Genomic DNA, 17878 nt, shown 5'->3' on the forward strand with positions numbered 1-17878 from the left:
CCCCGCGGCCCGTCCCCTTCCGCTCCGCACGTCGCGCGGCCCTCTTCCGCCGCGCCGCGGGCGTGTGCCCTCTTCCCGTGCGTGACCTCCGCCCCGGGCTTCGCCCTGCCCGGCGTCTCCGCTCGCTCTCCGCCCCTTGAACTCATGGAGTCCTGCCATGCCACCACTGTCCGCGTCCGGTGCAGACCGACGGCGGTTCCTGTCCTCACTGCTCGGCGCAGCCGCCGCTGCCGGGCTCAGCGGCTGCGCCGGGAGCAGCGCCGCCGACACGGGCACCAAGGGGTCCACGTCCGCCCCGCTGAAGACCGAGGTGCCGGCCGGCACCCGCCTGAAGATCGCCTCCTACCAGGGCGTCCAGCAGCTCCAGTTCAAGCTGGCGGGCCTGTCCGACCTGCCGTTCGAGGTCACCGACTGGCCCAACATCGGCGCCGGCCCCGACGTCATCAACGCCTTCCGCGCCAAGTCCCTCGACCTCGCCAACAACGCGGGCATCCCGCCCATCCAGGCGCACTACCAGGGCTACGACGCGAAGATCGTCGCGATCAACGTCACCCGCAAGCCCAACTACCTGTTCGCCACCAAGCCCGGCAGCGACATCCGCGAGGTGCGGGACTTCAAGGGCAAGCGGCTCGCGTTCTCGCAGGGGCAGGCGCAGGGCGTCGTCCTGCTGCGCGCCCTGAAGGAGGCCGGGCTGAAGTACGACGAGGTGGAGCTGGTGCCGCTGACCAGCAACCAGTTCCTCACCGCGCTGCAGGCCGGCCAGGTCGACATCGCCCCGCTCGCCAACAGCCAGGCGCCGGCCTACCTCAAGCAGTACCGGGCCAAGGGCGCGCACACCATCACCACCGACGTCGTCGACCTGCTCAACCTGCTGTGGGCGCCCACCTCGGTGCTGGCCGACCCCGCGAAGGCCGCCGCCGTGGCCGCGTACATCCCGCGCTGGGCGAAGGGCCAGGTGTGGGCGTACGAGCACCCCGACCGGTGGAACGAGGAGTTCTACGTCAGGACGCAGAACCTGAGCCTCGCCCAGGCGCGGTCGATCACCGAGCTGGCCAACAAGCCGTACTTCCCGCCGAGCTGGGACGACGCGGTGGCGTGGGAGCAGGAGACGGCGGACCTGCTGGCCGAGGGCGGTTTCGTGAAGGCGTTCGAGGTCGGGTCCCTCTTCGACCGCCGGTTCGAGGGCATCGCCGCCAAGGCCGTACCGGCCGAGTACCGGAGGTGACCGCCGTGACCACCACCGCACCGGCGCCCGCCGCCGTCTCCCCCGCCCCGGCACCCGCCGAGGCCCCCGGCCGCAAGCGCCGTACCCGGCGCCGCGGGCTGGCTCCCGGCAGACGGCTGCCCGCCTCCCGGATCATCGGCCCCGCGCTGTTCGCCGCCCTGTGGGCCCTCGCCTCGGCCGCGGGACAGCTGGACCCCGGCGCGATCCCGGCCCCCTGGACGGTGCTGCGCACCGCCGGTCACCTGTGGACCGACGGCACGCTCCCGACCGACGTCCTGACCTCGCTGCGCCGTGCCGCCTACGGGTTCGCCCTCGGGCTGACCGCCGGGGTGGCGCTGGCCCTGGCGGCCGGGCTGAGCCGGGTCGGAGAGGCGCTGATCGACGGGACCGTGCAGCTCAACCGGGCGATCCCGACGCTCGGCCTGATCCCGCTGTTCATCCTGTGGCTCGGCATCGGCGAGACCTTCAAGATCGCGATCATCGCCATCGTCGTCTACATCCCGATCTACCTGAACCTGCACGCCGCGCTCTCCGGCATCGACCACCGCTTCGTCGAACTGGCCGAGGTGCAGGGCCTGTCGAGGGTCCGGTTCATCCGGCAGATCGTCGTCCCCGGCGCACTGCCCGGGTTCTTCGTCGGGCTGCGGCTCGGGGTGACCGGCTCCTGGCTGTCGCTGGTGGTGCTGGAGCAGATCAACGCCACCAGCGGCCTCGGCTATCTGATGTTCCAGGCCCAGAACTACGGCCAGACGGACGTGATCCTCGTCGGCCTGCTCATCTACGGAGTCTTCGGTCTCGTCTCCGACACCGCGGTCCGCCTCGTCGAACGGAGGGTGCTGTCATGGCGACGCACACTGAGCAACTGACCCGGCCGGCCGTCCGGCTGCGGGGCCTGACCCGCTCCTTCGAGGAGCGCACGGTCCTCGACGGCATCGATCTCGACCTGCCGCAGGGCCAGTTCACGGCGCTGCTCGGGCACAGCGGCTCCGGCAAGAGCACCCTGCTGCGCGCCATCGCCGGACTCGACCACGACGTCAGCGGAAGCGGTGAACTGACCGCGCCCGAGCGGGTGTCGGTGGTCTTCCAGGACTCCCGGCTGCTGCCCTGGCGGCGGGTGCTGGACAACGTGCTGCTCGGCACGGACGGCAGGGAGGCCGCCGAGCGCGGACGCGCCGCCCTCGCCGAGGTGGGACTCGCCGGGCGCGAGCGGGCCTGGCCGAACGAGCTGTCCGGCGGCGAGGCCCAGCGCGCCGCCCTGGCCCGCTCCCTCGTCAGGGAGCCCGAACTCCTACTAGCCGACGAGCCGTTCGGCGCCCTGGACGCGCTCACCCGGATCCGCATGCACACCCTGCTGCGGGAGCTGTGGGAACGGCACCGGCCCTCCGTCCTGCTCGTCACCCACGACGTGGACGAGGCGATCGTGCTCGCCGACCGGGTCCTCGTCCTGGACCGGGGCCGCATCGGCGTCGACCTGGCCATCGAGCGCCCGCATCCGCGCTCGTACCGCGATCCGCTGCTCGGCGAGTACCGCGAGCGGCTCCTGGAGGCGCTCGGCGTGACCGGGCACCACGCGGAGACGGAACCCCCCGAGCGGCACGACCGGCGGCAAGAGGTCCACGCGGACCCCGTACGAGAGCAGGAGACCACCCCGTGACCCGGCGCAGACTGCACCTGAACGCGTTCCTGATGAACACCGGGCACCACGAGGCGTCCTGGCGGCTGCCCGAGAGCGATCCGCACGCCAGCGTCGACCTCGCGCACTACCGCGGACTCGCCCGGATCGCGGAGCGCGGCACCTTCGACTCCCTCTTCCTCGCCGACGGCCCGGTGCTGTTCAACAGCGTCGGCCAGCGCCCCTCCGGCGCCCTGGAACCGATCACGCTGCTCACCGCGCTGGCCACCGCCACCGAGCACATCGGTCTGATCGCCACCGCGTCGACCTCGTACAACTCGCCCTACAACCTGGCCCGCAGACTCGCCTCCCTGGACCATCTCAGCGGTGGGCGCGCGGGCTGGAACATCGTGACCACCGCCGGCGCCGAGGCCGCGCGCAACTTCGGTCTCGACGACCAGCCGGCCCACGCCACCCGCTACGAGCGCGCCGCCGAGTTCCTGGACGTGGCGCTCAAGCTCTGGGACAGCTGGGAGGACGACCTGGTCGTCGCGGACAAGGCGGCGGGGGTCTGGGGCGACGCGCGCAAGATCCACCCGCCGCGGCACCAGGGGACGTACTTCAGTGTGGAGGGCGCGCTCAACGTGCCCCGCTCACCGCAGGGTTACCCGCTGCTCGTCCAAGCGGGCTCCTCGGAGAACGGCAGGCGCTTCGCCGCACGGTACGCGGAGGCGGTCTTCACCGCCCAGCAGACCCTGGGCGACGCGCAGGCGTTCTACGCCGACCTCAAGTCCCGTACCGAGCGGGCCGGACGGGACCGCGACCACGTCAAGATCCTGCCCGGGATCGTCCCGGTCATCGGGTCCACCGAGGCCGAGGCCCGCCGGCACGAGGCCGTCCTGGAGGACCACATCGTGTACGAGCACGGCCTGGACCGGCTCGCGCACCTGCTGCGCGTGGAGCCGGGCACGCTCGAACTCGACGCGCTCCTGCCCGCCGACCTCCCCCCGGAGAGCGCCATCGAGGGCGCCAAGAGCCGCTACACCCTGGTGGTGGAACTCGCCCGGCGCGAGCGGCTCACCGTCCGCGAGCTGATCGGCCGGCTCGGCGGCGGGCGCGGTCACCTGACGTTCGCCGGCACTCCCGAGCAGGTGGCCGACGCCATCGAGGACTGGTTCCGGCTGGGAGCCGCCGACGGCTTCAACATCATGCCCGCCGTGCTGCCGTCCGGCCTCGAACTGTTCGTCGACCACGTGGTGCCGCTGCTGCGCGCCCGCGGCCTGCTCCGCACCGAGTACGGCCCCCGGCAGACCCTGCGCGAGCGCTACGGGCTGCCGCGGCCCGCCAACCAGTACGCCCCCGCCCCGGTCCTCGCCGCCCACTAGGGCCCGTAGCCCGGATCGAGCAGGCGTCGCGCCGGACCACCCGTCCGTCGCACCCGGCCCGGTCCGGACCGCGCGCCCTCACGCCACCGCCGCGTGCTCCCGCCGGGAGCCCCCGCCCGAAGCCTGTCCCCCTGAGTCATCCGCCGAAAGGACCGCCGCACATGCCCGAGATCGAGATCCGCAAGGTCACCGCCCGCATCGGCGCCCAGGTGTCCGGCGTCGACATCGCCAAGCCCCTCGACGAGGAGACCGTCGCGACCCTGCGCGAGGCCCTCAACCGCCACAAGGCGCTGGTGTTCGACGGCGTCGACCTGGACGACGCCGGCCAGCAGGACTTCGCCCGCCACTTCGGCGACCTCACCACCGCGCACCCCACGGTGCCCGCCGTCGACGGCGCCCCGAACGTGCTCCCCGTCGACAGCGAGAACGGCCGCGCCAACCACTGGCACACCGACGTCACCTTCGTGCTCAACCCCCCGCAGGCCAGCACCCTGCGCAGCATCACCGTGCCGCCGTACGGCGGGGAGACGCTGATCGCGGACTCGGCCGCCGCCTACCGCGACCTGCCCGAGCCGCTGCGCCGGCTCGCCGACACCCTGTGGGCGGAGCACACCAACGACTACGACTACGCCGTGCCCGCGGAGGACATCGACGAGCAACAGGCGGCGCAGCGCGCCCAGTTCACGTCGATCCAGTACCGCACCGCCCACCCGGTGGTCCGCGTGCACCCGCTGACCGGTGAACGCGGCCTGTTCATCGGCGGTTTCGCGCAGCGGATCGTCGGGCTCTCGGTGGCGGAGTCCCGCAAGCTGCTGGAGCTGCTCCAGTCGTACGTGATCCGGCCGGAGAACATCCTGCGGTGGCGCTGGTCGCCGGACCAGCTCGTGCTGTTCGACAACCGGATCACCCAGCACTACGCCGTCGACAACTACGACGGTCTGCCGCGCCGGCTGCACCGGGTGACCGTCGCGGGTGACGTGCCGGTCGGCGTCGAGGGCAAGGAGAGCTACGCGATCACGGGCGACGCCTCGCACTACACGCCGCTCGCGGCCTGAGCCCCGCCGCCCGGGACGCCCGGGGCTCCGGTCACCGCCGGGTCAGCCGCCGGTGACCGGAGCCGCACGTTCCGTAGTGCGGGCGTCCGCATCGTGGGCAGCCTCCCCGGACCGGCGGGGTGGCCGCCCAGAATGTGGGCGTTTTTGCCCGCCTCACGTAACGGACCCCCCACGCGCATGTCTCGGACCGCTTCCGACACCGGCGTCGACCGACCGGACGACGCCACCGCCGACCCGGCCCCGCCGCTCACGCACGGACTCAAGCAGCGCCATCTGTCGATGATCGCCCTCGGCGGGGTGATCGGCGCGGGCCTGTTCGTCGGGTCCGGTGCGGGCATCGCCGCCGCCGGCCCGTCGATCGTCGCCGCGTACGCCCTCTCCGGACTGCTCGTCATGCTGGTGATGCGCATGCTGGGCGAGATGTCGGCCGCCCACCCCTCGTCCGGCTCCTTCTCCGCGCACGCCGAACGCGCGATCGGCCCCTGGGCGGGTTTCGCCTCCGGCTGGTCGTTCTGGGTGCTGCTGTGCACGGCCGTCGGGCTGGAGGGCATCGGCGCCGCCGGGATCGTCGCCGGCTGGCTGCCCGGCACGCCCGAATGGGCCTGGGTGGCGCTGTTCGTGGCGGTCTTCTGCGCGGCCAACCTGGCCGCCGTGAAGAACTTCGGCGAGTTCGAGTTCTGGTTCGCCGCGCTGAAGGTGGGCGCGATCACCCTGTTCCTGGTGCTGGGCGTCCTGGCGATCGCCGGACTGCTGCCGGGCACCGACTCCCCCGGCACCGCGAACCTCACCGGCGAGGGCGGCCTCCTGCCCAAGGGCGGCGAGGGGCTGGTCGTCGGCCTGCTCGCGTCCGTCTTCGCGTACGGCGGCCTGGAGACGGTGACCATCGCCGCCGCCGAGTCCGAGAACCCGGTCCAGGGAGTCGCGCGGGCCGTGCGCACCGCGATGTGGCGGATCGCGCTCTTCTACGTCGGCTCGATGGCGGTCGTCGTGACGCTCGTGCCCTGGGACTCCGAGGAGGTCGTCGAGCGGGGCCCGTACGTCGCCGCCCTCGACCGGCTCGGGATTCCGGGCGCCGCGCCGCTGATGGACGTGGTGGTCCTGGTGGCCCTGCTCTCGGCGATGAACGCCAACGTCTACGGCGCCTCGCGCATCGCGTACTCGCTGGTCGAGCGGGGGCAGGGGCCGAAGGTGCTCGGCCGGGTCTCCGGCGGGGTGCCGCGGGTCGCGGTCCTCGCCTCCTGCGTGTTCGGCTTCGGCTGCGTGCTGCTCAGCCGCTGGCGGCCCGACGACGTCTTCCCCTGGCTGCTGAACGTGATCGGCGCGGTGATCCTGGTCGTCTGGATCTTCATCGCGGTGTCGCAGCTGCGGCTGCGGCGCACCCTGGAGCGGGAGGCGCCGGAGCGGCTGACGGTGCGGATGTGGGCGTTCCCGTACCTGACGTGGCTGGCGCTGGCGGGGATGGCGGCGATCTTCGTGCTGATGGCCCGGCAGCCGGCCACCCGGGTGCAGCTGTACTCGACGGGCGGGATGACGGTGTTCCTGGCGGCCGTCGGCTACCTCTGGCAGCGGGCGCGCGCCCGCGCCTGACCCCTCGTTCCACAGGGCCCCCGCACGGACGTTCGGTGCGGGGGCCCTTCGCGTGTCCCGGCACCGCCTCCGACTCCTCTTGCTGCTAGCGTGCAGTTGCAAGTAAGTTGCAATAACGAAACCGGAGGGGACCCCGGCATGGCCGCCTACACACTTCCCGAGCTGCCGTACGACTACGCCGCGCTCGCTCCCGTGATCAGCCCGGAGATCGTCGAGCTGCACCACGACAAGCACCACGCGGCGTACGTGAAGGGGGCCAACGACACGCTGGAGCAGCTCGCCGAGGCGCGCGACAAGGAGCAGTGGGCGGCGCTGAACGGCCTGGAGAAGAACCTGGCCTTCCACCTGTCCGGGCACATCCTGCACTCGGTCTACTGGCACAACATGACCGGTGACGGCGGCGGCGAGCCGCTGGCCGCGGACGGCGTGGGCGAGCTCGCCGACGCGATCGCCGAGTCCTTCGGCTCGTTCCGCGCCTTCAAGGCCCAGCTGTCGAAGGCCGCGGCGACGACGCAGGGATCGGGCTGGGGAGTCCTCGCGTACGAGCCGCTCAGCGGCCGGCTGATCGTCGAACAGGTCTACGACCACCAGGGCAACGTCGGCCAGGGCTCCACGCCGATCCTGGTCTTCGACGCCTGGGAGCACGCCTTCTACCTCCAGTACCGGAACCAGAAGGCCGACTTCGTCGAGGCCATGTGGCAGGTGGTGAACTGGCAGGACGTGGCCCGGCGTCTCGCGGCCGCGCGGGCGCGCACCGACGTGCTGCTGCTCGCGCCCTGACTCCCCATGACCCCTGCCACGTGATCGTCTTCTCACCCGGCACGCGGCAGGCGCACAGGAAGGCCCCCGTGAGGACGTGACTCACGGGGGCCTCTCCCTTCCGGCTCCCGGCGCGGCCGGTTCGGGTCTCACCGCCAAGGCACCGGGCGGCCTAGGGTCATCGGTCCCGGCCCGAGGAGGCAGCCGTGTTGTCCGAGACCCGATGTCCCAACCCGACCTGCCGGGGCCCCCTGCGCCTCTTCAAGGACCTGAACGGCGCGGAGGCGGCGGCCACCAGGGCCGTGGTGAGCACGTACCCGGGCGAGCGGGACGAGAGGTTCCGCCCGCAGGCGTACCACCGGTGCACCACGGAGGGCTGCCGCCGAGTCCAGCGCAAGGACAACTGGCGGGTGGGCGGCAACCTCCCCGAGGGCTTCTGAACCCCCCGCCGGAGTCCTACAGGTTGCTGAAGTCGGGACCCGCCGTACGCGTGCGCTTGATCTCGTAGAAGCCCGGGATCGAGGCGACCAGCAGCGTGCCGTCCCACAGCTTGCCCGCGTCCTCGCCCTTGGGCGCCGGGGTGACCACCGGGCCGAAGAAGGCGATCTGCTCGCCGTCCGCGCCCGGTACCGCGATCACCGGCGTGCCGACGTCCTGGCCGACCTTGTCGATGCCCTCCTTGTGGGAGGCGCGCAGCTCCGCGTCGAACTCGAAGTCCTCCTGGTCGGCGTAGTCGATCAGGTCCGCCGGCAGGCCCACGTCGGCGAGCGCCGCCGCGATCGCGTCGCGGGTCGCGTCCTCGCCCTTGTTGTGGAAGCGGGTGCCGAGCGCGGTGTAGAGCGGGCCCAGGACGTCGTCACCGTGCTTCTGCCAGGCCGCGGTGACCACGCGGACCGGGGCCCACGCCTTGGTCGTGAGCAGCTCGCGGTACTGCTCGGGGAGCTCGTCCAGCTTCGGCTCGTTGAGGACGGCGAGGCTCATCACGTGCCAGCGGACCTCGATGTCGCGGATCTTCTCCACCTCCAGCACCCAGCGCGAGGTCATCCAGGCCCAGGGGCACAGCGGGTCGAACCAGAAGTCGACAGGGGTCTTCTCGGACATGGCTCTCCTCGTGAGGTCTGTTTCCGTGGGCAACACCGCCGCGCGCCCCGCCCATTCCCGGGTGTCCGCCGTCAGGAGCACATGGCAGGATCGGTCCTGTTCACACGTACCGATCACGCCACGAAGGAGTGCCGCCCGTGCCCGGTGAGAATCTGTCCCGCGACGAGGCCCGGGAGCGGGCCGCGCTGCTGTCCGTCGACGGGTACGAGGTGTCCCTCGACCTGCGGTCCGCCGTGGGGGACGCCGGGAGCGAGCCGCGCACCTTCCGGTCGGTGACCACCGTCCGGTTCCGCTGCGCCGAGCCGGGTGCCGGCACCTTCGCCGACCTGATCGCCCCGAGCGTGACCGCCGTCTCGCTCAACGGCAAGGACCTCGACCCGGCCGCCGTCTTCGACGGCGCGCGGATCCGGCTGGACGGCCTCGCCGCCGAGAACGAGCTGGTGGTCGACGCGCAGTGCGCCTACTCCCGCACCGGCGAGGGCATGCACCGCTTCGTCGACCCGGAGGACGGCGAGGTCTACCTGTACACCCAGTACGAGCCCGCCGACTCCCGCCGCGTCTTCGCCAACTTCGAGCAGCCGGACCTCAAGGCGCCCTTCCGTGCCGAGGTGCGGGCCCCCGAGGGCTGGACGGCGTGGAGCAACGGCGTCGGCGAACTGACCGACGGGGTGTGGAGGTTCGCCGAGACCGAGCCGATCTCCACGTACATCACCGCGTTCGTCGTCGGCCCGTACCACTACGTGAGCGACCGCTACTCGCGCACCCTGCCCGACGGCACGACGCTGGAGATCCCGCTCGGCGCGATGTGCCGCAAGGGCCTCGCGCCGCACTTCGACGCGGACGACGTCTTCCTCGTCACCAAGCAGGGCCTGGACTTCTTCCACGACCACTTCGACTACCCGTACCCCTTCGGGAAGTACGACCAGGCGTTCGTGCCCGAGTACAACCTCGGCGCGATGGAGAATCCCGGACTGGTCACGTTCCGGGAGGAGTTCATCTTCCGCGGCAAGGTGACGCAGGCGTCGTACGAGCGGCGGGCCAACGTCGTCCTGCACGAGATGGCGCACATGTGGTTCGGCGACCTGGTCACCATGCAGTGGTGGGACGACCTGTGGCTCAAGGAGTCCTTCGCCGACTTCATGGGCACCTTCTCGATGGTGGAGGCGACCCGCTTCACCGACGGCTGGATCACCTTCGCCAACAACCGCAAGGCGTGGGCCTACCGCGCCGACCAGCTGCCGTCCACGCACCCGATCACGGCCGACATCCGTGACCTGGAGGACGCGAAGCTCAACTTCGACGGGATCACGTACGCCAAGGGCGCGTCCGTCCTCAAGCAGCTCGTGGCCTACGTCGGCCGGGACGCCTTCCTCGAAGGGGCCCGCCGGTACTTCAAGCGCCACGCGTACGGCAACACGCGCCTGAGCGACCTGCTGTCGGCGCTGGAGGAGACCAGCGGGCGCGACCTGACCGCCTGGTCGCGGGCCTGGCTGCAGACCGCCGGCGTCAACGCCCTCACCCCGCAGGTGATCCTGAGCGCCGAGGGCCGCGTCACGGAGCTGGCGATCGTGCAGGAGGCGCCGGAGTCGCACCCCGAGGTCCGGCCGCACCGGGTGGCCGTCGGCCTGTACCGGCGCTCGCCCGGGGGCGCCCTGGAGCGGTACGCGCGCGCCGAGGTGGACGTCGAGGGCCCGCGCACGGTCGTCGGCGAGCTGGCCGGCGCCGAGGCGCCCGACCTGGTCCTGGTCAACGACGACGACCTGACCTATTGCAAGATCCGCTTCGACGAGAACTCGCTGGTGACGCTGCGCGAGCGGCTGGGCGACATCGCCGACCCGCTGGCCCGCGCCCTGTGCTGGTCGGCGCTGTGGAACCTCACCCGCGACGGGCTCATGCCGGCCCGGGACTTCATCGGCCTGGTGCTGCGGTTCGCGGGCCGCGAGTCCGACATCGGCGTCCTGCAGATGCTGCACGCCTGGGCCAACTCGGCGCTCACCCACTACGCGGCGCCGGTCTGGCGCGAGGAGGGCGGGCGGCTGCTCGCGGACGGCGCCCTCAAGGAGCTGCGCGTCTCCGCGCCCGGCAGCCAGGAGCAGCTCACCTGGGCCCGGTTCTTCGCCCGGGTCGCGTCCGGCGCGTCCGACCTGCAACTGCTCAAGGGGCTGCTGGAGGGCACGGCCAGGATCGACGGCCTGGACGTCGACCAGGAGCTGCGCTGGGCGTTCCTGGAACCGCTCGCCGCGGCCGGGGAGGCCGACGAGCAGGCGCTGGCCGCCGAACTGGCCCGGGACGACACCGCGTCCGGCAAGCGGCACCAGGTCCGCTGCCTGGCCGCCCGCCCGTCGGCGGCCGTCAAGGCGCAGGCGTGGGCGTCCGTCGTGGAGTCCGACGCGCTGTCCAACGCGCTGGTCGAGGCGACCATCGCGGGCTTCGGCAGGGCCTCCCAGCGGGAACTGACCGCGCCGTACACCGCGAAGTACTTCGAGGCGATCGAGCGCGTCTGGGCGGAGCGGTCCATCCAGATCGGCATGGACGTGGTGCGGGGCCTGTACCCGGCGCTCCAGGACTCGCCCCGGACGCTGGACGCGACGGACGCGTGGCTGTCCGCGCACGAGGGGGCCCCGCCCGCGCTGCGCCGTCTGGTGCTGGAGGCACGGGACGACCTGGCGCGCTCCCTGCGCGCCCAGGCGTGCGACGCGGCGGCCGGCTGACCGCGCCCGGCCCGGTGACGGGGCACCGGCGGACGCCGGTGCCCCGTCACCGTGAAGAGTGGTTACTAAATTCAGGTATGCCCGGCCGTGACTCCGATGGCCCCCTGCGCGGACCTGCCGCTTTCGGCAGTCGAACGCCCGTACTTTAGGGCGGGCTTGTGCGGATTTGTCGACGGGCGTGTAACAGCGGTTAGGGAACGGATCACAGGCGGGAAGCTCCGGGTCATGACCCACGACACCCCGCTCTCCCCCCGCCCCCTCCGCCACCTGTCCGAGGTCCAGCGGCGCGTGCTGACCACCGCGCAGCTGCGGGCCCACGGCGTCGGCGCCGCCGAGGTGAACGAGCAGTGCCGTCCGGGCGGCCCGTGGCAGCAGATCCTCCCCGGGGTCCACCTGCTGCACCCCGGCCCGCCGACCGGCGAGGAGCGGCTGCACGCGATCCTGCTGTACGCGGCCCGGACCCCGCTCGGCGAGCGGGCGTCCGCCGTCCCGGCCCAGCCGAGCGCGGAGCAGCCGCACCGCCCGGCGTACCAGGACGCGATGATCACCGGCCTGGCCGCCCTCACGCTGCACGGCTTCTCCTCCGCGCCCCCGCTGCTCTCCCTGGACCGGATCGACGTCCTGGTGCCCCGGTTGCGCAGGCTGCGCTCGACCGGCTGCGCGCGGATCGTGCGCACCGCCGCGCTGCCGGTCCCGGAGCAGGTCGCGGGCGTCCCGGTGGCCCCGGTGGCGCGTGCCGTGGCCGACGCCGTGGCGGACCTGGTGGACGCGGGCGTGGTGCGCCGGCTGTTGACGGAGGCGGTGCGCGGCGGCCACTGCGAACCGGCCACGGTGGTACGGGAACTGACGCAGGCGCGGCTGCTGAGCCGCCCGCACGTGGTGGACGCCGTGGACTCGCTGCTGGCGGAGGGCCGGGCGATCGCCGAGGAGCGCCTCTACCGCATGGTCCGCGAGCACGGCCTGCCCGACCCGGTGTGGAACGTGGACCTGCGGCTGCCGGGCGGCCCCCACCTCGGCGGGCTCGACGCGTACTGGCCGGAGCAGGCGGTGGCGCTGGAGCTGGACACCCGGGCGCCCCGGCAGGACGACGACGCCCTGTGGTCCGAGTACGCCCGTAAGCGCGAGCACCTGGAGCGGCTCGGCATCACGGTCGTCCACGTCACGCCGCGCAAGCTGCGGGACGCGATGGAGCAGCAGGCGGCGGTCGTGCGCACCGCCCTGATGGCGGCGAGCGACCGCGATCCGGCGGCGTACGTCGTGGTGCTCCCTCGGTAGTGACGGACCGGGGACACCAGGAGGGGAGAGGAGGGGCCGCCGCACCGGCGGCCCCTCCTCGTGCGTGCCGTGCGCGGGCCTTGCGCGGGGCCCGCGCGGGGCTACTCGCCGCAGTACTCCGCCTCGATCACGGCGTCGCTGTCCCCCGACCAGTCGCCGTTGAAGTTGAAGGCGAGGGAGTGGCGGCCGTCGGCGGTGGTGACGGCCTCCGAGTTCGAGCCGTGGATGCCGCCGCCGTGGCCCCAGACGTGGACGCCGCAGCTCAGTTCACGGTCGATCAGGCCCAGGCCGTAACCGGCGCCCGGGATGTCGTCGACCCGCACGGTGGTCTTCATCTCCGCGAGCTGCTTCTCCGGCAGCAGCCGGCCGCGCAGCAGCGCCGAGTAGAAGCGGTTCAGGTCACGGGAGTCGGCGATCATCTCGCCCGCCGAGGAGGCGAGGGAGGGGTTGAGCTCCGTGACGTCGTACGTCGGTCCCGTCGTCGTCCGCGCGAGCTTGCCGTAGGCGCGGCTGCTCGGCTTCGGCATCGTCGAGCGGGTGCCGGGCACGAGGGTGGCGCGCAGGCCGAGGGGTTCGACGACGCGGCGGCGGATCTCGGCCGCGTACGGGTGCCCGGTGGCCTTCTCGATCACCATGCCGGCGAGCACGTAGTTGGTGTTGGAGTAGTGCCAGGAGGCGCCGGGGGCGAAGTCCGGTTCGTGGGCCATGGCGATCGCGACGAGCTGTCCGGGGGTCTTCGTGTCGTAGCGGTGCTGGAGGAAGCCCTCCTTGCCGAAGTACGTGCGGACGAAGTTCTCGTCCTCCGTGACGTTGTAGACGCCGCTGGTGTGGTTGAGGAGCTGGCGCAGCGTGATCCGGCGGCCGTCGTGGCCGTGGCCGCGCACCACGCCGGGGAGCCATGTCTCGACGGTGTCGTCCAGCGAGAGCCGGCCCTCCGCCTCCAGCTGGAGCAGGACCGTCGCGACGAAGGTCTTGGTGATGCTGCCGACGCGGTAGCGGTCCTCGGTGCCGCGGGCTTTGCCCGTCCTGAGGTCGCCGGTCCCGGACGCCGCCTTCCAGGTGCCGTGCCTGTCCTCGGCCCGGGCGGTGACCCCCGGGACGCCGTCCCGCACGGCGGCGTCCATGGCCCGCCGGGTCGGGGCGTGGTCCCGCCCGCCGGGCGCCGCCGCCGCGGGTGCCGCCAGTGCGACCGCCGCCGCCACCGCGGTCGCCGCCACCAGTCCCGTACGTACTGACATGTGTTTCCCCCATCGTCTGGAACGCGTGCACCGTCCGTGCCGGGGGGAGGGACCCGGCGGGCACCGGGACGGTTGACCGCCGCCGGTCCGGTTGAGCCGGTTTCAGCCCTTCTTCAGCACCAGTTCGGTGTTGCGGTCGCCCGGTGCGCCCGTCAGCTCGCTGCGGGCGCCGGGCGCGTTGAAGGACAGCTCGCGGTAGAGGGCGGCGAGGCCCGTCTGCGACAGGTCGGCGTAGTCCGTGCGGTGCGGGGCGGCGGACTCGATGAGTGTGGTGAAGAGGGAGAGCGTGCCGTCCTGGTTGTCCACCACCTCGATCACACGGGCGAGTTGGGGGAAGTCGACGTGCGAGGCGGTGGAGATCTCCCAGAAGGAGCCGCCACCGGACGCCCGGTGCGGGGTGATGTCGTTCTTGTGGCTGTGGCCGTTGACCCAGGCCAGCACGTTGCGGTGGCCGGCGAGCACGGCGAGCAGCTCGTCGCCGCCGTGACGCCTCTCGCCGGGGTGCGCGGGGTCGGCGCGCAGGTTGCGCATGGTCCTGCTGGTGTGATGGCTGAAGACGATGACGTGCGCGTCCTTGTTGTCGCGCAGGGTCCGCTCCAGCCAGCGGAGCTGGGCGGTGCCGATCGAGCCCTCGTAGTGGCCGCCGGGGTCGGTCGAGTCGAGGCTGACGCCGAGGACGTCGTCGGCGATGCGGAAGGCGTAGTACTGGGTGCCCGCGGCGAGGTTGGCCTGCGAGTAGCCGTGGCCGACCGGGCCGGGGCCGGTGTGGGCGGGGTCCAGGTGCGCCCGCACGTACTCGGCCGGGGTGAAGGGCGCGCGGGCCTCGTCGGGGGTCACCGAACGCATGTGGCGCGCCTGGGACTTGAGCATCGCGCGGAAGTCGGTGCCCTTGGGGTCGCCGCCCTTCTTCACGTTCTTCCAGAGAGCGGCGCCCACCGCCTCGTCGAGCGTCATCAGCTTCTTGCCGCCGACGGCGAACTCCGCGAAGAAGGAGTCGCCGGGCGCGTAGCAGCCGCCGGGCAGGGCGTCGTGGTTGCCGACCGTGGAGTACCAGGGCAGGCCGAGGCCGGGGCTGCGCAGCTCGCGGACGGCCGCGTCGAGGAAGCCCTGGATGCGCGGGAAGCCGCGCTGCTTGTCGGCGTCGCGCAGGGCGGTGTCGGGCTGCCAGTACAGCTTGAGGTCGCTGTTCTGGACGCCCTCGTAGTGGCGGGGGTCGCCGGAGTTGGGGGTGACGCGCCCGCCGCTCATCACCTTCAGGAACCAGTCCAGTTCGGTCCTGGAGTTGTTGTCGGTGTTGTCGCCGGTGGTCATCACGAAGTGCAGCGGGGAGCCGGTGACGGGGGCTCCCCGCAGGCTGTTGACGCGCTCGACGAGCGAGACGGCGCCGGCCACGGACAGCGCCTCCTGGGGGCGCCAGGCGCTGGCGGTCTGGGAACGCAGGTACTCGTAGCGCAGCGGGTGCTGGACGTCGACCAGGTGCAGGTCGGTGAACTGCACGAAGGAGGCGAGCGCGGTGCGCCGGCCGGCCCGGCCCGCTCTCGGCGCGGCCAGGTCGCCGCGCACCACCCGCTGCCAGGCGGGGCCGTCGCCGAGGCGCCGGTAGCCGGTGCCGCCGCGGGGCGCGGCCACCGAGCCGAGTGTGGTGCCGCGGGTGTAGGGGGCCAGGGGCGCGGCGGGCGCCCGGCGGGACATGGCGACGGGTGCCTGCGCCGCCGCGGCCGGTGCCTCCCCGGCGGCGGCGTGCGCCTCGGCGCCGGGACGCAGCGCGTAGCCGACGCCCGCGGAGAGCGACACCGCCCCGGCGGCGGCGAGCAGGGCACGGCGGTCGAGGGAGGCGGTGGCGGAGCTGGCGGCGGCTGTGGCGACAGAGCGTATGCGCGACATGGCGCGATCTCCCCGAGTACGAACGCGTCGGCGGTGTTCGCGGGGACTCCTCTGCTGGAATCCCCGCCCACACTGGATCGTTGGCACCGGGAATGACCTGCGCGTTAACTGGACGGCAACGGGCAGCGCCGATCACCGTACGTGGATCTCCGCCTGCCCTGCGTGGCCACGGACCCCTTCCCCGACGGCCGGGAGGCGGTCACTCCGTGTTCATCTTGCGGGGTACACGGCCTAGGATCCGGCGTCGGCGGCCCGTCCGTCGGCCGGGCGCCGACGCCACAGGGTGAGGCCGACGTCGACGAGTCCGACCCGGTCGAGGCCGGTCACCGACTCCAGGGGGTGCCAGGCGGCCATGTCCGTCGAGCCGTTCGTCTCGTGGCGGAGTTCGCCGCCGGTGACCTCGGCCTCGTAGACGATGCGCAGCCCGTGGAAGTCGGCGGTCTTGCCCAGCCGGCGCGGGTAGGTGCGGCGGATGGAGTCCACGCCGAGGAGGGTGACCGGGCGCACGGCGTAGCCGGTCTCCTCCTCGGCCTCGCGGACGACGGTGTCGTAGGGGTCCTCGCCGTGGTCCATTCCGCCGCCGGGCAGCGTCCACCGCCTGCTGCCGTCCCCCGCGACCCACCGGGCCAGCAGCATCATCCCGTCCCGTACACACACGGCGTAGGCCGCCACCCGCAACTCCTCATGCATGCACAGACGTTACGGCAGGGAGGGGTTGGCGGGTGAGTAGTCGGGCGGCGACCAGCGCAGCGGACTGCCCCCGGCGGTCTCGACGGCCTCGGCGAGGGTGAAGTGGACGCGCCGCTCCCCGTCGGGGCCGTAGCGGGTGCGGGCGGTGCCCGTGAGCTGGAGCAGCGTCCCCGACGACCAGTCCAGGAAGAGCAGCCCGGCCCGCGGGTCCGCCTCCAGGTTGCCCAGGGAGAGGAACATGGAGTTGCCCGGATAGTCGCGCCAGCTCAGCTCGCGGGGTGAATCGGCGCGCACGAAGCCGGGGTTGCCGCCCCGGTGGCTGACGTCGGCACCGTGCGCGTGCACGCTGGCCAGGAAGAAGGTGTCGGCGGCGGTGACGAACTCCCGCTGTCCCGGCGTGAGTTCAGTGCCCCGTCCGGTCTCGTGGGGGGTACGGGCGAGCGTCTCGTAGGTCTCCCTGCGCTGGAGGTACTTGGGGCAGTTGGCGAAGACCTGGTCGGCCTCGACCGCGAGGCCGCGGGGCGTGGGCCGCGCCCGGCCGTTGAGCCGCATGCGGCGGCGGGTGCGCGGGTCGAGGGCCAGGGTGCCCACGGCCGTGCCCTCCGCGGAGAGCGCGGCCGCGAGCGCGTCGCCCGCGCGGACCCGGCCGGCGACGGAGATCCCGCGCGGCCCGGTGGCGCGCACGAAGCCCGGCCGTCCGGTGACCGGTGACGCCCACACCGCGCCGTCCGCCGGGTCGGCGGCGCCGAGCACGAGCATCGGCTGCTGTTCCAGGAAGGCCGCGGCGACGGGCCTGATGCCCTGGCCGATGGACTGACCCACGTGGTCGGCGAGGTCGCGGACGCCGACCCGCTCCTGCACGGCGCGCGAGCCGGCGTGATACGTCACGAGGTGCCCCTTCGCCTAGAAGAAACCGCAGGTCGGAGCGGAGGACGAGGGTACGGGGGCGTCCTCGGCCCCGTGCGGCGCACAGATCTCCAGGCGGATGCCGTCGGGGTCGTGGAAGAAGATGCCGCCGGAGGCCGCTCCCTCGCCGTGGGCGACCAGGCCCTCGTACGCGAACTCCACCCCGTAGGCGCGCAGCGCCGCCTCGTACTCCCCGACCCGCTCGACCGAGTCCGCCTCGAACGCCAGGTGGTGCAGTCCGGCACGGCCGCCGTCGTAGGAGCCCTCGGCCTGCTGCCACAGCGTCAGCACGGGGCTGCCGCCCTCCCCGAGGAACGCGTACCTGCGGCCCTCCTCCTTGCCCTCGCCGATCAGGCCGAAGCCGAGGACGTCCCGGTAGAAGCCGAGCGAGCGGTCGAGGTCCGTGACGCTGAGGCCGATGTGCCCGGTGCGCGGTGTCATGACAGTCCC

Annotated in this window: 16 protein-coding genes; 10 read left to right on the forward strand and 6 right to left on the reverse strand. The window is 72.8% G+C overall.

Annotated features, from left to right (window positions below):
• The first annotated feature begins 157 nt into the window (after positions 1–157).
• From ACWGIS_RS05810 to ACWGIS_RS05845, 8 genes are all read left to right on the forward strand, one after another.
• Positions 158–1225 (forward strand): ABC transporter substrate-binding protein, encoded by a 1068-nt coding sequence (locus tag ACWGIS_RS05810; protein WP_453361149.1) that lies wholly within the window; start codon positions 158–160, stop codon positions 1223–1225.
• Positions 1222–2091 carry an ABC transporter permease gene (locus ACWGIS_RS05815; protein WP_453361150.1) on the forward strand — a complete coding sequence of 290 codons (870 nt, stop codon included), beginning with the start codon at positions 1222–1224 and terminating at the stop codon, positions 2089–2091. The genes ACWGIS_RS05810 and ACWGIS_RS05815 overlap by 4 nt, the downstream gene beginning before the upstream one ends.
• Positions 2067–2879, forward strand: coding sequence for an ABC transporter ATP-binding protein (locus tag ACWGIS_RS05820; protein ID WP_453361151.1), 813 nt, complete (start codon positions 2067–2069; stop codon positions 2877–2879). Before ACWGIS_RS05815 ends, ACWGIS_RS05820 begins: the two co-directional genes overlap by 25 nt.
• Positions 2876–4222, forward strand: a complete 1347-nt coding sequence (locus ACWGIS_RS05825) for an LLM class flavin-dependent oxidoreductase (protein WP_453361152.1) — start codon at positions 2876–2878, stop codon at positions 4220–4222. Before ACWGIS_RS05820 ends, ACWGIS_RS05825 begins: the two co-directional genes overlap by 4 nt.
• Positions 4223–4383: 161 nt before the next feature.
• Entirely contained in the window at positions 4384–5277 is an 894-nt protein-coding gene (locus tag ACWGIS_RS05830) for a TauD/TfdA dioxygenase family protein (protein WP_453361153.1), read from the forward strand.
• A gap of 177 nt (positions 5278–5454) precedes the next feature.
• On the forward strand, positions 5455–6864 hold the full coding sequence (locus ACWGIS_RS05835) for an amino acid permease (protein WP_453361154.1): 1410 nt from the start codon (positions 5455–5457) through the stop codon (positions 6862–6864).
• A 138-nt stretch (positions 6865–7002) separates the two neighbouring features.
• Positions 7003–7644: a superoxide dismutase gene (locus ACWGIS_RS05840; protein ID WP_453361155.1), complete on the forward strand. Its 642-nt coding sequence runs from the start codon at positions 7003–7005 to the stop codon at positions 7642–7644.
• A gap of 185 nt (positions 7645–7829) precedes the next feature.
• The gene (locus ACWGIS_RS05845; RefSeq protein ID WP_453361156.1) at positions 7830–8063 is read left to right on the forward strand and encodes a hypothetical protein; all 234 of its coding nucleotides are present in this window, start codon (positions 7830–7832) and stop codon (positions 8061–8063) included.
• Positions 8064–8079: 16 nt separating this feature from the next.
• Here the strand turns inward: ACWGIS_RS05845 and ACWGIS_RS05850 are convergent, their stop codons facing one another.
• Positions 8080–8724: a mycothiol-dependent nitroreductase Rv2466c family protein gene (locus ACWGIS_RS05850; protein WP_453361157.1), complete on the reverse strand. Its 645-nt coding sequence runs from the start codon at positions 8722–8724 to the stop codon at positions 8080–8082.
• 137 nt (positions 8725–8861) lie between these two features.
• Here ACWGIS_RS05850 and pepN point away from each other — a divergent pair, with 137 nt between their 5' ends.
• Together pepN and ACWGIS_RS05860 are read left to right on the forward strand one after the other, a co-directional pair.
• Positions 8862–11435, forward strand: a complete 2574-nt coding sequence (gene pepN / locus ACWGIS_RS05855; protein WP_453361158.1) for an aminopeptidase N — start codon at positions 8862–8864, stop codon at positions 11433–11435.
• A 225-nt stretch (positions 11436–11660) separates the two neighbouring features.
• Positions 11661–12710, forward strand: a complete 1050-nt coding sequence (locus tag ACWGIS_RS05860; protein WP_453361159.1) for a hypothetical protein — start codon at positions 11661–11663, stop codon at positions 12708–12710.
• A 101-nt stretch (positions 12711–12811) separates the two neighbouring features.
• On the opposite strand, the gene ACWGIS_RS05865 is transcribed toward ACWGIS_RS05860, so the two are convergent.
• The 5 genes from ACWGIS_RS05865 to ACWGIS_RS05885 form a co-directional block, all read right to left on the reverse strand.
• Positions 12812–13948: a serine hydrolase domain-containing protein gene (locus ACWGIS_RS05865; protein ID WP_453361160.1), complete on the reverse strand. Its 1137-nt coding sequence runs from the start codon at positions 13946–13948 to the stop codon at positions 12812–12814.
• A 102-nt stretch (positions 13949–14050) separates the two neighbouring features.
• The gene (locus ACWGIS_RS05870; protein ID WP_453361161.1) at positions 14051–15832 is read right to left on the reverse strand and encodes a TIGR03767 family metallophosphoesterase; all 1782 of its coding nucleotides are present in this window, start codon (positions 15830–15832) and stop codon (positions 14051–14053) included.
• A 231-nt stretch (positions 15833–16063) separates the two neighbouring features.
• A complete protein-coding gene (locus ACWGIS_RS05875; RefSeq protein ID WP_453361162.1) occupies positions 16064–16522 on the reverse strand; it encodes an NUDIX hydrolase in 459 nt (152 codons plus the stop codon).
• A gap of 9 nt (positions 16523–16531) precedes the next feature.
• Positions 16532–17410, reverse strand: coding sequence for a pyridoxamine 5'-phosphate oxidase family protein (locus ACWGIS_RS05880; RefSeq protein ID WP_453361163.1), 879 nt, complete (start codon positions 17408–17410; stop codon positions 16532–16534).
• A gap of 15 nt (positions 17411–17425) precedes the next feature.
• Entirely contained in the window at positions 17426–17869 is a 444-nt protein-coding gene (locus ACWGIS_RS05885; RefSeq protein ID WP_453361164.1) for a VOC family protein, read from the reverse strand.
• Between the last annotated feature and the right edge of the window lie 9 nt (positions 17870–17878).

It is taken from the genome of Streptomyces sp. NPDC054842 (genome assembly GCF_053611025.1).

What these genes read in the sequence shown, in the direction of transcription:
- ACWGIS_RS05870 (WP_453361161.1), bottom strand. Translation starts at nt 15,832, where the DNA reads ATGTCGCGCATACGCTCTGTCGCCACAGCCGCCGCCAGCTCCGCCACC.
- ACWGIS_RS05820 (WP_453361151.1), top strand. Translation starts at nt 2,067, where the DNA reads ATGGCGACGCACACTGAGCAACTGACCCGGCCGGCCGTCCGGCTGCGG.
- ACWGIS_RS05840 (WP_453361155.1), top strand. Translation starts at nt 7,003, where the DNA reads ATGGCCGCCTACACACTTCCCGAGCTGCCGTACGACTACGCCGCGCTC.
- ACWGIS_RS05875 (WP_453361162.1), bottom strand. Translation starts at nt 16,522, where the DNA reads ATGCATGAGGAGTTGCGGGTGGCGGCCTACGCCGTGTGTGTACGGGAC.
- ACWGIS_RS05830 (WP_453361153.1), top strand. Translation starts at nt 4,384, where the DNA reads ATGCCCGAGATCGAGATCCGCAAGGTCACCGCCCGCATCGGCGCCCAG.
- ACWGIS_RS05865 (WP_453361160.1), bottom strand. Translation starts at nt 13,948, where the DNA reads ATGTCAGTACGTACGGGACTGGTGGCGGCGACCGCGGTGGCGGCGGCG.
- ACWGIS_RS05835 (WP_453361154.1), top strand. Translation starts at nt 5,455, where the DNA reads ATGTCTCGGACCGCTTCCGACACCGGCGTCGACCGACCGGACGACGCC.
- ACWGIS_RS05885 (WP_453361164.1), bottom strand. Translation starts at nt 17,869, where the DNA reads ATGACACCGCGCACCGGGCACATCGGCCTCAGCGTCACGGACCTCGAC.
- ACWGIS_RS05810 (WP_453361149.1), top strand. Translation starts at nt 158, where the DNA reads ATGCCACCACTGTCCGCGTCCGGTGCAGACCGACGGCGGTTCCTGTCC.
- ACWGIS_RS05850 (WP_453361157.1), bottom strand. Translation starts at nt 8,724, where the DNA reads ATGTCCGAGAAGACCCCTGTCGACTTCTGGTTCGACCCGCTGTGCCCC.
- ACWGIS_RS05860 (WP_453361159.1), top strand. Translation starts at nt 11,661, where the DNA reads ATGACCCACGACACCCCGCTCTCCCCCCGCCCCCTCCGCCACCTGTCC.